Raw genomic sequence first — 14,508 nt, 5'->3', positions numbered from 1 at the left:
ACAATGTCTCAAAGGACATATTTTATACAATTTAGGACATTAATCTATGCCTGCGGGGAGTGTATGCTTAGCAAAAAATCCTTCAAAGATATTGGACTTCTGCCCAGTAATCGTTTGACATCACTTTTATTGGTCTCAAATTCTCCTCTGGCAATTGCCACCGTGTACCGTGCCAGATAGGCTGCATCATCTTCCGGAAACCCATTCTGCACAAACCGCGCAATGTATGCATCTACCCGCGGTTGGTTATAATCGACCTGCTTGCCAAGAATATCTGACATCAGTCCCGCTATATCAGCGAACGAGACATCGTTGTCTGCAGCGATGACATACTCTTTGTTTTCATGGCCAGAGGTAGTAAGGACAACTGCTAGCGTTTCAGCCATTTCTTGTATGGGTAAAAAAGGCACTCTACCATTTCCGGCTGGGATAGCAACCCCCAATTCGCGTATATTGTTTCCAGACAACATGGGAATCATGTCCGCGTACATCGTATTAGCCATCAAGGTATAAGGTACAGCTAGTTGTTTTAGATAATCACTTGTGTCAGCATGGTATTGCACGTCCTCAACCATTAAACTTCGACGCAAATCTTTCATGGCAAAACTGGTATAAACTATATGGCCGACGCCTCTCTCTTTAGCAGCATCAATTACGTTTTTATGCTGCGCAAACCTGTGGACTATTTCTGCTGAGGAAGATATCAGCAGCAGCTTGTCCACATCTTTGAATGCACTTGTTAAAGACTCAAACTTCTGGTAGTCGCCGAGCCGCACCTGAATACCTTTTGATTTAAATTCATCTGATTTGGATTCGTCCCTTACCAAGGCTGCAATATTGCTTGCTGGTATTCCCTTGTTCAATAAAGAATTGATGGTGGCCTTACCTAAATTACCGGTTGCACCTGTTACTAAAATCATAGTGTTTATATTAAGATAAATGATCGTTATTAAACGAAAATCCGTTTCGGTTCCTCAGTCTCACTTCTTGCTCAGTACGGGGGAGCAAATTGTCTAACATTTTGACAGCAGCAGTTTGAATTTCCTCTATCAATGGCCGCAGGCCGTTGTTATATGCCTCGAAAGCCAATACAAAATTCCCTTTTGAGACAGTCACACCGAAGCCCATTTTAACCAGCCAGTAAGCTGTTGTCAGGCCTGCAAAACTTGCTCCCGAGATAAGCACTTTTTTGTTTTGTTCCATTGCTTACGTTTCAAACTTAATGGTACAAAATTGGCCAGTATGAAAACAAATAGAAATGCCCGATCGGGGCAAGTATTGGACTAATCGTACCTTTTATTTCGAAAAGCCAATGCAGAGATACCTGTATTTTTGGCAAAAAGTCTTGAAAAATAAGGATAATCGTCATAGCCTAATTCAAATGCGATTTCTTTAACCGATTTGTCGGAGTGATAAAGCAACCGCTTTGCTTCCAAAATAACTCTGTCCTGAATATGCTGCGAAACAGTCTGACCTGTAACATCTTTCACACTTCATTTAAATAATGAGTGGATATATTTAATTGTTTCGCGTATTCGGCCGGCCGTTTTATTGTGCCGTAATTGATCTCTAATAGGCGCTTGAATGATTTTGTGATCAACTCAGCTCTTGACGATTTGTTTGACACAGTGTTTTGCTTCAAAAACGCAGAAATAATTAAGGCGATTAAAGTATTACTACTATCTTTCAACAGTGGATAATACAGTTTATTATTGTGTTGTCCTGAAAACTTTAGACAAAGGGAAAACGTTTCAAAAATGTCTGTGCAGATATTATCTGTCAGTTCTAATGGTTTTGCAGGTGCAAGTTCTTCCAAAAATGAAAGGTAGTCTGGGTTTACGTTTTCATTTTTGACTGCCAAAGAGCAAATATTCATAGGAGTGAAATCCAAAATGCGATGCACTTGGTTTGGATGCATATAGACAACCGTTGGTGCCTTGATCTCGTATTGCTGAAAATCAATTTCTATCGTAATAGTTCCCTCTTGAAGGATATAAAATGTATGGCCTTCATCCCGATGTGGTTGTGTCGCTTCCCGGCAGTGCTCTTCCGCTTTGAAATCGGCTTTTTTAACACTGATTTTTTCAATAGCAATACCTAGACTGAACCTGTCAGTCATTGGATTTACAAATATGTTTTTGGTTGGGGGCATGAGGTAATTCGCTTTTTCAGTTAAATGATTGCCGAAACTCCAAAGGACTCATTTTAGTCTTCGTCTTGAAGAGTTTGCTGAATGACTGTGAATGTTCAAATCCCAATTCGTAGGCGATCTCACTAACGGATAAGTTAGTGGTGGAAAGTTTTTCTCTAGCTTTTTCTATCAATTTATCGTGTATATGCTGCTGCGTGCTTTGACCTGTTACCACGCGCAGTACACTACCCAAATAGCTTGATGAGACATTCAGTTGTTCCGAAACATATTGAACAGATGGTAGACCTCTAATTGCCAGATCATCACTGCTAAAGTAATCTGTTAACAGTTTTTCCAAACCTTCCAAAATTTGATGATTGGCTTTTTCCCTTGTAATAAATTGACGATTGTAAAATCGTTCTGAATAGCTAAGCAAATTCTCAATATATGTACCGATGATTTGTTTACTAAACTTATCTATATTGGAGTAATATTCTTCCCGTATGTTTTCAATAATGCCGTTAAGTATCTTTTCTTCTTTTTCTGATAACAACAACGCTTCATTTACGGAATAATCAAAAAATGCATATTGCTTAATGTTTTTCGCAAGTGGCGTGTTCCAGATAAAATCCGGATGAATCAGTAGCATCCAACCAGATAGTTCTTTGGATTTTCTGTCTTCAGCGATTTCAAGTTCGAGCACCTGATTGGGCGACATAAAAAACAGTACCCCGTCATTTTCAAAATCGTAATGTGATTGTCCGTATTTATACTTCACTCCTTTCACACGCTTCAAAGCAATAAAATAAAAGTCAAATATAACATTCATACCGATTTGACCGGGGTGTCCAATGAGATCGTCCATTGTGAGGACACTAATCAACGGATGTGCGGGCTGAGGCAACCCTCTAAACCGATGAAACTCACCGATTGACTTAATTCGTTGTGGTTTTGTATGTGCCATATCACAAAGTTACTTTTTTGCTGTAAGTTGCTCACTCAATAGCCATAATTCGTTACCTATTGATTTCTTAAATTTGTCCCGGAGTTCAATGATGTTATTTTTTTCGTCAAAGAATTTTCCGTTTGCGGATTTTGCATTTTCTTTTGTCGCTACATATACTCCGCTTTCACAGCTTTCAGGTGCATTTCTAACGTCGGACGACAATGAAAATAGTAGCTTTAGCCACCACGGAGTGGTCCCCTTTCCGAGATTTGATTTTACGAATCCGGGGTGAAATAGCATTGAGCTTGCCGGAGTATTTTGTAACCTGTCGGCTAATTCAAAGCCAAAGTAAACTCTGGCGAACATGGCGAGATTGGTAGCTCTAAACCAACTGTATGATTTTGTCAGCTGCAAATCCTTCAGATCTATTTTCGGCTTTTTTAAAAATCGAGGTGCCCCACCAACAGTAACAATTCGTGCATCATCGGTTGCTTTTATTAAATCAAGTAAGTTATTTGTAAGCACAAAATGGCTTAGATAATTTATGGCAAATGATTTGTCGATTCCTTCGCTAGTAATTTCTTTTTTGAAATACCAAGCCCCAGCGGCATTCACCAAGCCGTGCAGTTGATTGTATTGTTGCTTAAACTGCATGCTAAGTTGTTCAACCGATTTCATCAAACTTAAATCTGCCGTAACAAAGGACACATTTTTATTCGCTGTTTTTTCCAAGATCTCTTTTACAGTTTGCTGTCCATTTGACGTATTACGGCTAACGATGACAACATTGGCACCTGTCCTTGCAATGCCGGTAGCAATAGCTTTTCCAACCCCAGATGTACCACCCGTGACTAGATAGGTTTTGTCTTTCAATTTCATTTTCTCGTTTTTTAATTGTTGCCAATAAAAGTCTGCAACAATTAAAAAACTAATGTATTCAAAACCGCTGTTATTGTAGCCTAAATGAATAATCCCCTTGGTATAGTAACTCGGTCCCAATCCTACGATGAGGCCAAATATTAGGCATCCGCAAAAGGCGGTTCGTTCCAGAGCTGGCCACGGTCCACAATGGGCCGCAATTTTGTGATGCGGAAAGTCACTGTCGCCACTAACCCATCAGCCTGTTCATCGCCAAATTTTATCCGAAGCAGCTCCCTAATATGTTCTAATTTTTCACCTTCTGTTAGTATTTCAATCGCTTCGGCGTATATCCGCACGCCTTTGTAATCTCTTGCCCGACCAGCGGGTTCGTACACCAAAAACACCACGGCTTTATTCTCCTGAATATTGTTTAGTGAAACCGAAGGGTTGTCGCTTAATTCCAGTTCAATATTGCCTGCACTATTTAATCGTGGCGTTCCCATCAAGGCGATTGACGGTTCTCCATTTTTATTCGCTGTGCATAGCAACTTGTCATGATGACTTTTGAAAAAATCTCTCAGTTGGTCCGTACACAGGGTATTCTGTTGCTGTCTTGTGTTCATTTTAAAAAATAAGATTCAAATTGTACCTTATAACAAAGATAAAGAGAATAACCAAATAAGATACATATTGTTTCTAATTTTTTTTTATCTTTATAGAAAAATTATATGGAGCAAACTAAAAACAGCAGGAGACGTGGCGATGAACTACTAGAAAGCTTGTACGATGCAACAATGAAGCTGACGACCACAGTAAAGATTACGGACCTGACCTTTCAGCAGATAGCCGATGAAGCCAATACGAGTCGTACAGTGCTCTACAGAAGATGGGCGACACCCTTTGACTTGCTCCAGGAAATATACGCATATAAGGCAAAAAAGCTGTTTGATGGGGTATTCTTCGCGGAATTAAAAGACAATGGAAGCCTGCGAAAAGATTTTGTACAATTGTTGACTGTATTCCAAAAAGTATATATGGAGATTGGCACCGAAATTATTAACAACTATTATTTTTTAAGAGCGCAAGACAAAGCGGATACAAACGAGCTTCCAATACACCAACAGGCTATTGAAAAATACCTGAACGCAACAAAAAACATATTGTCAAATGCTGAAAAAAGAGGTGAACAAATCAAACAAACGAGTGAAGTAACTTTAATGCTTCCCTACGACCTGATACGAACGGAAAACTTGATCCGACCTCAAATGATCACCAAAAAGAGGCTAGAAATGATGGTAGATGAAATCTTGTTACCGGTATTTTTAAAATGAAAAAGATGCCACTGACAAGTTACTTATAAAGGTTTTGATATGAAACAACGATGGGCCGCCTGCAGGGAAATCAAAAAGCCCCTTGTCCGGGACGGATCGGGGCTTTAACAAACATATGAAACAAACTCTTAGATTTCCAGAAACTAACACAACGATATTACAGCTTGCGTTAGCGCTGTGGCTGTGCGACAGACGTGAATGTTGTAAATATTCCCCTTTTGACAGATTAGCGCTTTCCTGAATCGAATACCTTCGCTCTAAAGCGGCCATTCGCCGTCGTCGTGCTCATTAAAAATTGACCATATCCGGCATTCGTGACATGGAATGCCCCCTCTACCCATCCATTCTCCAATTTAGTGATATTGATCTTTCCGCCACTGGGTACAATATCTTTGACAATCTCATCCAGGTATCGGCTCATGTAGGTGGTTGTAGAAGTCTGAAAATGGAAATGGTTACCTCCATTGGCTATACTGTACCCATATTCGCCCACACCCCCATTCCAGCGCAGCAAAAAGTATCCACCACCTTCATTTTCAGGATTCGATAATAAATATTGATTACCGGATTTTGCTGCTGAAGACGCTGGAAATCTCACCGGAGCGGCGCCGGCTATACTGAGTTCAATCCAGCCATTGCCGGAGAGGTGCAGATTGGAAAGTAACAGATAAGTTCCCGCCCGCGGCGCCTTCAATTTGAGACTTACGGTGGCCGCAGCGCTGCCATTCATCGCTGCCGGAGCCTGATAAGTCACCGTGCTCGCATCTGCTTTGACAATCTTACCAGGCCCCGTTAGTTCCCATGTATCTATAAATCTACTGGGTAAAGCGGCTGGTGTGCCGACGGGATAACCTGGCTCTGCTCCTTCAGATGAACCCGTCAGCGGAGTCAATAAGTCGTCCCACTTGGTCTGTGTGTAGATCAGGGCACGTACGGACTGGCTCTGCCCCGGTTCGACGGTGGCTTCGTATGGTGACAAGGACAGCTTGTTCATCAAAGACCAGTCGCTGAAATGCGTCGTTTCGTAACTTATTGTTTTTTGCACCATATCCACACGACTGGCACCGACGTACTTCCAGACCTGGTCCTCCTGCTGGTAGGCAAATCCGAGGGTCTGCGGTAGACCGATCTGTTCGGCTACTTCTTCCAGTCCTAAACTAAGCGTCACCTTTTTCTTAAATGTGAGCTGATGTGGCGTCAATCGGTAAGACAAGCCGATACCGGCTATATTTGTCTGTTCGACCGGTTGCACCGAAATGAGTTTGTCTTCTGTCAATGCGCCGGCAGGAATGGCAATTTGCAGGCGTCCATCTGCCGAAACAAGGGTGCCCCCGGCGGCACCGATAGATTTGCTTGAGATCTCTCCTTTAGCCACACCAACCGGACGTGGCAATGGCGTAATAGCGATACTGATCTCCGGATCCGGCGAAACCGGGTCTTTCTTGCAGGATGTAGTGAGCAGTAGGCCACAGCTCGTGGCATAGGCCAGCAAAATATATACATAGTTGTTTTTCAGATTCATTTTGATATCACAGCTTTACGAATTCCACTCTTCTATTTTTTGCTCTGTTTTCCTCACTGATTTCGTCGACGACCGGCACCGTGGATCCTTTACCTTCGGTTTCAATCTGCGCAATGGCAACCTCATAGGTTTTGACCAGCATATCACGGACGGCATCGGCACGCTTCTTTGACAGCAGCATATTTTTTTCAGCATCTCCAACAGCATCAGTATGGCCTACAATGCGGAGCTTCATCGACGGATTGTCTTTGAGCACGGTTGCCACTTCTCTTATCGTGCCATCACTATCGGATGTTATTTCGGCGGAGTTGGAGGCAAAGAGGATACCACTGGTTTCTAACCTACCACTCGTCAATAGCTTGGACCGCGTATCGGCACTTCCTTCGGCAAACCTGAAATTGGAAACATAGAAGCCCAGCTGATCGTTGGTATAATTGGAACTGGCCATATCTAATTTAAGCTGGTTGAAGTTGCTGTTCACTGGTGCTGCATTGGGCAGGTCAAACACCTTCTCTTTATCCAGCCAGATGCGGACCCGCTCTTTTTGAATACTGACCGCAACATGAATGACCTGGCCTACTTTCTTATCAAAATTGGCCACCCTATATTTATCTGTCTCTAGCTTTTTGGCGACATTTTCGTAGGAAGTCAACTGTACCGCCGCTTCCGAACGGTACGGAGCGATACTGACTTTGAGACAGTTTTTTAAACGGTAGTCGTAAGACAAAATTTCGCCTCTATCGCCGCGGTCATAAAAAGCAAAGTTCAAGGCCGGCACCATATAACCGCCTGCCAAAGGCCAGTCCATGATCAGGTCAAACTCAATAGTAGCGTGCTCCCCGATATCGACCACTGGGCTGACAAAAGTGCCGGGATACAACCTCAGCCATTTCCCTTTGACATTATTGAGACTGACAACCTCTCCTTTACTACGGGTGTACCATTTTAAGGGGAACTGACCCAACGGATCCTGTGAGAAATCATCTGCAAGAAGTACCTTGCTCCCCGGCACAAAGTCATACGTAGTCGTACTGCTCAGTCCGCGCTGTTGACGGACCGATCCGGTTTCCTGCGGCTCAACACTGCCAGTTGTCGCAGCAGCCTGCGAGCCTTGTTCGTTTTGCTTTTTGATCTTTCCCTCGATTACATTTTCGATGGTATTCCCAGCTATCTTCTCCGCTTTTTGTTTGATTTTATTAAAAAGTCCCTGAGCCATCGCATTGCCTCCTGTCAATAAAATGACCAATAGTGCTAATCTTTTCATATTATGCGTGTTTATCCTTTTGAGCATGTGAAACCAAAATCTTACTGATTTTCCAGCCTTCGGCAGTAGACAGCATATAGATATAATCAGTGCGCGTAAAGGTTTCAAACTGCAGGGTCATTTTAGCCATGCAGGCCACTGGAGTTTCGTCCAATAATGCAAACTCAGTTACACAGTCATAACTGTGGTCTGCCATCGATTTTAAAAACTTGACAAATTGCTTTTTGGAATACCGCTGCTTTGTCTTGTCTAAATGATAGTCAAAGTCATCGGTGAAAAGATGTTCAACCCACTGTACGTCTCCGATACTGATGGTATTAACATATGCACCGATGACTGAGACAGCATTCCATGTGCGAAGTGGGCTGGATTTTGAAGTGGCATGGACAGCGCTAATTCCTGCCCATATGAGTAACAGCAGGACGAGTGTCTTTTTCATGTTCCTTATGTTACCTCCGACCGCTCGGGGCGCCTTGCCAGACGTTCTGTAGCCGTAAAAAGCACTGCTCAAAAGAGTGATGTAAACCATATGAATGGGCTCCAGTACCTTTTTGTTGATTGTTTCTTTTAAAATAGCCATATTTAATTCATTAATAATTTTAGTTGAGATCTTATCTCAGCTCCTAAAACCTGAGAAATTTCTTTTTCAAAATTAAATTCTATCACTGCGGTAGTCCATCACATCTTTGTGTGGTTTATCGTCAGCAGCCATTTCCGTACAGGTATCCGTACCATATGGTATTTGTCTGACGGACATCAAAAGGCAAAAAGCTTTCTATCGCTGCCCGTTTCGGGCAAGAGTGCGGTAGGCTATATAAGCTTATGAATCACATGAACATGTGGTTGGTCCGACTTTCTTTTCTCACTAATTTGCAGCATCATTAGCGCACTAAGGCAGACCGGTGGCGAAATCTGTCTTTACGATCAAAAAACTATCTCTTATGAAAAACAACATCATCCTTTTGCTGATCATGCTGCTGCTTCCGGCGGCTGGGCTGCTGGCGCAGGCACACAAGCCGCAATATGTGCTTTCGGGAAAGGTGGTCACCACAGATAGCAGCAGCCTAGAAGCTCACCTATTCGATCTGGACAGCAAATTGCTGAAAACCGAACTGCTCGGTCCGACAGGAGAGTTCAGATTTGAAGGCCTCGGCAACGGATCCTACTATGTGAAGATCCGTCGCCATCAATCGGATATATATAATTCCAAAGTTTTCGAGATCCGGGATAGAGACCTCCTCTTTCCAGAAATCCATATAAGCGACAAGAGGCTGGAGACGGTCGTGATTGCGAGGACTCGCCCTTATATCGAGCGGCAGGATGGTAAACTCATTTTAAATGTAGAAAGTAGCCTTCAGAATACTGGCGGCTCGGCCTTCGATGTTTTGGAAAAGGCCCCGGGAGTCAATATTGATGCCAATGACAATATAAGCCTGAGAGGGAAAAACAATCTGCTCATACAGATTGACGGCAAAAATATCCCCCTCACGGCTGATGCGCTGGCTGACTATCTACGCGGAATTTCTGCTTCAGCGATCGATAAAATTGAATTCATCACCAACCCTTCTTCGAAGTATGACGCTGCAGGTACAGCAATTGTCAATATAAAACTCAAAAAAGGAACAAAAAAGGGGACCAACGCAACAGTGACAACTGCGATAGGCACAGGAAGATACATCAAAAACAGCAATAGCTTCCATATCAACCATAGAAAAGGAAAAGTAAACACCTTTGCGAGCTACAATTTCGCCTACCGTGAGATGTCGAACGATCTGGTTCTGAACAGGAGTTTTTATGATCAGGAAAATCTCACAAAAGCCTACCTTCAGGATAACTTTATTAAAACCGGCGTCAATAACCATAGCGGAAAGGCCGGACTGGATTATCAGCTCAACGACAACCACATACTGGGTGCTGCCTTCAGCTTCAATAGCAATATCTTAACGCCCAATAGCAACAGTAAAACAAGCGTAATGGACAGCGAACAGCAGCTCTTAAAGGAAATACAAACACAAAGTGATGCCAAAAACAAGTGGCGAAACGGTAGTCTCAACCTCAACCATAGATATAGCCTGGACACTTTAGGTTCAGAGGTGAATACCGACATCGACTGGATTCATTATTTCAATAAGTCTGTCCAGCACTTCGACACCAAAACCAAAACACCCGGTCAAACTGGAACGCTACCTTACGTACTACGAGGGAACGTAGACGGCGGTTTGGACATCTATGCACTCAAGAGTGATGCGATTATGATTTTCGAACAAAACTGGAAATTGGAAACTGGCATCAAATCGAGTTTTGTGAAGTCGGACAACGATATGGAATTTTATGATCACAGCGCTGAAAAGCCAGTACTGGACACCGGCAAATCCAACCATTACATCTATAAGGAATATATCCATGCCGTATACGGCAACCTCTCAAAAAAATGGAATCGGATGACTGCTATCGTCGGGCTGCGGGCCGAACATACCAATGTGACCGGAACGCAGATCACAATGGACCTGGTCAATAAAAAAAAGTATACGCAGCTGTTTCCGAGCGCATCCCTGTCATTTGATCTCAATGAGGACAACAGGCTGGACATCAATTTCAGCAGGAGAATCTCACGGCCAAGCTACATACAGCTCAACCCCTTCAAATACTATATCAATGCGACAACATATAAGACGGGAAATCCTGGGCTGAACCCACAGACTTCGCAAAATTACGAATTGACATACAGCTTGAAAAACAAATATTTAGCAACAGTGAGCTATAGCAAAACTGCTCAAAACATTACATCTGTTGTCAAACCCATCATTGAAAACGGAGAGAACATTTCAGTGCAGACAGACGAAAATATCAGCGCGGCCTTGTACTATGGACTCTATCTCGTCGCTCCTGTTCAAGTAACAAAATGGTGGGAGATGAATACCAGTGCCAATTTTTATTATGGATCCTACTCAGGCAATGTGTCAGAAACGACAATCAAGAACAAAGGGAACTTTAATGTAGACCTGAACATGGTCAACACGATCAGGTTGGGCAATAATTATGCGGCAGAACTGGCTGCCAGCTACAAGTCAGCAGAAGTCTATGCGTTTGCCCGTATTTCACCACTGTGGTCACTGAATATCGGTGCGCAGAAGAAATTCAGCAACAACAGTACTTTAAAGCTATCTTTTAGCGATATCTTCCGCACCAACTACTACAAAGGACTAACAGTCTATAACAATTACAAAGAAAATTTCAGCACCAAAAGAGATACACGACTGGTCATGCTTTCCTATAGCTACAGTTTTGGAGATAGCAAGTCGACGAAGATCCGAAAAACCGGGGGAGCGGAAGATCTCAAACGGCGCGCAGAATAACAGGCCTCCCGGATTTTATTAAGTCGTGTATTTGTTGCATTTTTGAAAAAATAATCCGCCCGATGATGACGAGCAAAAAGTTTGCGCTGTTTCTGGCAAGCCTCTTCACCTTGCTTCCGTTGATGCTCAAAGCAATGGAAATATCATTTAACCGCATCACCGACGGCCTCGCTTCCAATTTTGTCAACTGTGTCACGCAGACGGCAGATGGATTTATCTGGGTAGGCACCAAAAATGGATTGCAACGTTATGATGGAATCCGTTTCCGCAGGCTCCTGAGTCCCGGTCTTCCGGGACTCCCCGTAGACCAGCTCCTCGTATCCCAAAAGTCGAAGTCACTGCTTGTGCGAATGGAACATACATTTTTCTTGCTCAACCCACAAACAAATAAAGCTCAGGAAGTAAAGGTCGATCAGTACACAAAAGACTTCCAGAATTATCAGATCCGTCTCGTCCAACAAGCTGGGCAGATATTCCTTATACTTCATGGGGTAGACATTCTAATATTGAACGAATCGACAAACAAGTTCGAATCGAGCAGCAATACGATCGGCTTTCCTGCTAACTGGGGGCCAACGTGGCTGCAATACGATGGCACAGGGATATTCTGGATAGCGGGACTCCAGGGAATGGGCTATTTTGACAGCAATAAGAAGACCTTTTTTACCAACAATAAGCTGAGTTCGGTCAAGAACATCAACCGCTTTTACAGGGACTCCAGAGGCCGTGTTTTTATCCAGATCAAAAAGCGCCATACAAACGGCCTCATCTATCTTGCCGACACTAATTTTGAAAACAAAAAGCTGATTCCGTCCGAACCCAACAGCCGTAGTAACTATCACGACTTTTACGAATGTGTGGAGTTCGGGGATATCATATGGGCCTATGGTGTCGATATTTTCAATCTCTTCGATGAAGACAAAAAAAAGTTTGTTCAATTTTACGACCAGAAGAATACAGACTACGGCATACAGGTCACCACTGTTTCACAGGTTTTCAGAGACCGCGACCAAAATGTGTGGGTAGCGACGGATAACGGACTGTATATCATGTCAATCATAGGCGATCACGTGCGTAATATCGTTACTTCAGGTATATTTGAAAAGGCGGCCATAACTGATCTGACCTCCTTTGGCCCAGATGGTATTATGGTGGGTTCTTGGGGCGAAAAATTAACCACGATTAAATACAATGATGCGCTTAAAGTAAACCTCGAACCGAAAGTCAGCGATATTTTATACAATGGAGCGCCCACCCAGGACCTGAACTTTAGATATATCTGGTCGATCGAATACGATCAAAAAACGGGAAATAGCTGGATCGGATGCAAAAATGGCAGATTGATCTTTTTTGACGCGAAAACCAGAAGATCGCAGTTTCTGGTGCCCAAAATATTCGGCGGACAATCGATCCGCCGCATTTCGGCCCACCCGAACGGACAGATATGGTTTGGCACCGACAATGGCAAAATCATCCGAAAAGAAAATAGCGGCTATACTATACTCAATGATCTAAAATCGTCCGTCTCTTGCATCCGGCCCGGCAATGGGAACGACGTATGGGTAGGTACTCGGGGCTCAGGCGTATTTCAGCTGGAAGCCAGTTCTGGAAAAATCATAAAAAATTACAAATCGGGTCCCCACGGACTTACCACCTCCAAAATACAAAGCATCGAACTTATCGGTGACAGGCTGCTCGCTATCGCGGGTTATTCCGGTCTTGATATTTTAAATCTGCACACGGGTGAAGTGACAAAATACAACATCGGCAACGGCTTGCCACAAAACATGGTAACAGCCTTGGTAACCGACAATGAAGGTTTATTGTGGATGAGCACGACCGCAGGTATCTGTCGTTTTGATCCCGGCAAACGTGAATTTCGTTCGTTCAACAAGCGGCATGGACTCGTGAATACTTCGAACGTAGCCAATTTGCTGACTTGCGGCGTGAAACTGGCGAGCGGAAAACTTGCATTCAGCAGTGACAAAGCCGTCCTAATTTTCGACCCCTCAAAATTCAACAGGAATAATTCTGCACCAAAAGAGCTACATATCACCGATTTCAAACTGTTTGACAAATACCTGTCGGTCGATTCGCTGATCCGGGCGGGGGGTGTCACACTCGAACACTGGCAGAATTTCTTCTCCATCTTCTATTCGACCCTTTCCTATAACGATCCCGACAGCTTTAAATACTACTACCGGCTTGAAGGTTCGGGAAAATCCTGGATTCCGAGTGATCCTCAGCTGGCTACCAACTTTGCCTCACTGTCTCCGGGAAAATACGTGTTTATGGTGCGCTCTGAGAGCCAAGGCGGTAAATTTTCTGCCATCACCAAGCTTCCGATCACGATAAAGCCTGCGTTTTATCAAACTTGGTGGTTTTTTGCTATAATAGCGCTTTTTATTTTATCCAGCATTTTTATTTTACACCGTTATCGGCTAAAGAGATTATTGGAAGTACATCGCCTACGGGAAAAGGTGGCCCGGGATCTGCACGATGATGTAGGCTCTACGTTAACCTCCATCCATATCCTGAGCGAGGTGGCCAAAAAGGACCTTTCGGAACAACATCACATCGTCCGCTCCTACCTGGACCGGATCGGGGCAAACAGTTCGCAGATGATGCAGGCGATGGATGATATTGTCTGGAGTATAAAGCCAGACAACGATCTGCTGCAGAAGATCGTGGCCCGCATGCGCGAACATGCGGCCTTGATTTTGGATCCGCTCAAAATCCAATATGTCTTTCAAGCGGACGATAGCATCCGCAATATAAAATTGGATATGGAACAACGGCGCCATTTATTCCTTATTTATAAAGAAGCGCTGAACAATATCTCCAAATATGCTGAAGCTACATCCGTGCTTATAAACATCGGGGCAGGTCCATCACATATCGAACTGCAGATAAAAGATAATGGCAAAGGCTTTGACTGTTCCAGACAGCATTCTGGCAATGGCCTGTACAATATGGCCCAGCGTAGTCAGGCCTTAGGGGCACAATTCAGCATTACATCTTCCGAAAATAGGGGAACCACCGTTTTGCTCACACTCAAAATTTAACACAGATTCACATCAACATGCGATTGATACAA

The 14,508-nt window shown here is 43.4% G+C and carries 13 protein-coding genes; 3 read left to right on the top strand and 10 right to left on the bottom strand.

The window, feature by feature from the left end; translation table 11 throughout:
• Positions 1–44 precede the first annotated feature (44 nt).
• From FGL37_RS17825 to FGL37_RS17800, 7 genes are all read right to left on the bottom strand, one after another.
• On the bottom strand, positions 45–920 hold the full coding sequence (locus FGL37_RS17825) for an SDR family oxidoreductase (protein ID WP_028071269.1): 876 nt from the start codon (positions 918–920) through the stop codon (positions 45–47).
• A 10-nt stretch (positions 921–930) separates the two neighbouring features.
• Positions 931–1,203 carry a hypothetical protein gene (locus tag FGL37_RS17820; protein WP_028071270.1) on the bottom strand — a complete coding sequence of 91 codons (273 nt, stop codon included), beginning with the start codon at positions 1,201–1,203 and terminating at the stop codon, positions 931–933.
• A gap of 80 nt (positions 1,204–1,283) precedes the next feature.
• Positions 1,284–1,490, bottom strand: a complete 207-nt coding sequence (locus FGL37_RS25810) for a helix-turn-helix domain-containing protein (RefSeq protein WP_232048730.1) — start codon at positions 1,488–1,490, stop codon at positions 1,284–1,286.
• Positions 1,487–2,152, bottom strand: a complete 666-nt coding sequence (locus FGL37_RS17815; RefSeq protein WP_232048729.1) for an AraC family ligand binding domain-containing protein — start codon at positions 2,150–2,152, stop codon at positions 1,487–1,489. The genes FGL37_RS25810 and FGL37_RS17815 overlap by 4 nt, the downstream gene beginning before the upstream one ends.
• Before the next feature lie 16 nt (positions 2,153–2,168).
• Positions 2,169–3,095, bottom strand: coding sequence for a helix-turn-helix domain-containing protein (locus tag FGL37_RS17810; RefSeq protein ID WP_028071271.1), 927 nt, complete (start codon positions 3,093–3,095; stop codon positions 2,169–2,171).
• A 9-nt stretch (positions 3,096–3,104) separates the two neighbouring features.
• Entirely contained in the window at positions 3,105–3,956 is an 852-nt protein-coding gene (locus FGL37_RS17805) for an SDR family NAD(P)-dependent oxidoreductase (protein ID WP_028071272.1), read from the bottom strand.
• A 140-nt stretch (positions 3,957–4,096) separates the two neighbouring features.
• Positions 4,097–4,561 (bottom strand): pyridoxamine 5'-phosphate oxidase family protein, encoded by a 465-nt coding sequence (locus tag FGL37_RS17800; RefSeq protein WP_028071273.1) that lies wholly within the window; start codon positions 4,559–4,561, stop codon positions 4,097–4,099.
• A 105-nt stretch (positions 4,562–4,666) separates the two neighbouring features.
• Here FGL37_RS17800 and FGL37_RS17795 point away from each other — a divergent pair, with 105 nt between their 5' ends.
• On the top strand, positions 4,667–5,269 hold the full coding sequence (locus FGL37_RS17795) for a TetR/AcrR family transcriptional regulator (protein ID WP_028071274.1): 603 nt from the start codon (positions 4,667–4,669) through the stop codon (positions 5,267–5,269).
• A 226-nt stretch (positions 5,270–5,495) separates the two neighbouring features.
• On the opposite strand, the gene FGL37_RS17790 is transcribed toward FGL37_RS17795, so the two are convergent.
• From FGL37_RS17790 to FGL37_RS17780, 3 genes are read right to left on the bottom strand one after another with little or no spacing between them, the layout of a single operon-like run.
• Positions 5,496–6,791, bottom strand: coding sequence for a hypothetical protein (locus FGL37_RS17790; RefSeq protein ID WP_028071275.1), 1,296 nt, complete (start codon positions 6,789–6,791; stop codon positions 5,496–5,498).
• A gap of 7 nt (positions 6,792–6,798) precedes the next feature.
• The gene (locus FGL37_RS17785) at positions 6,799–8,055 is read right to left on the bottom strand and encodes an OmpA family protein (protein ID WP_028071276.1); all 1,257 of its coding nucleotides are present in this window, start codon (positions 8,053–8,055) and stop codon (positions 6,799–6,801) included.
• A gap of 1 nt (position 8,056) precedes the next feature.
• Positions 8,057–8,635 carry a nuclear transport factor 2 family protein gene (locus tag FGL37_RS17780; RefSeq protein WP_028071277.1) on the bottom strand — a complete coding sequence of 193 codons (579 nt, stop codon included), beginning with the start codon at positions 8,633–8,635 and terminating at the stop codon, positions 8,057–8,059.
• Between the two features lie 361 nt (positions 8,636–8,996).
• Here FGL37_RS17780 and FGL37_RS17775 point away from each other — a divergent pair, with 361 nt between their 5' ends.
• Together FGL37_RS17775 and FGL37_RS17770 are read left to right on the top strand one after the other, a co-directional pair.
• Positions 8,997–11,411, top strand: a complete 2,415-nt coding sequence (locus FGL37_RS17775; RefSeq protein ID WP_028071278.1) for an outer membrane beta-barrel family protein — start codon at positions 8,997–8,999, stop codon at positions 11,409–11,411.
• Positions 11,412–11,473: 62 nt separating this feature from the next.
• The gene (locus FGL37_RS17770) at positions 11,474–14,476 is read left to right on the top strand and encodes a sensor histidine kinase (protein ID WP_028071279.1); all 3,003 of its coding nucleotides are present in this window, start codon (positions 11,474–11,476) and stop codon (positions 14,474–14,476) included.
• The last annotated feature ends 32 nt before the right edge of the window (positions 14,477–14,508 follow it).

Origin of the sequence: Sphingobacterium thalpophilum (genome assembly GCF_901482695.1) — a bacterium.
GTDB classification, from domain to species: Bacteria; Bacteroidota; Bacteroidia; order Sphingobacteriales; family Sphingobacteriaceae; genus Sphingobacterium; species Sphingobacterium thalpophilum.
This window is presented reverse-complemented; position numbering and strand designations above follow the sequence as displayed.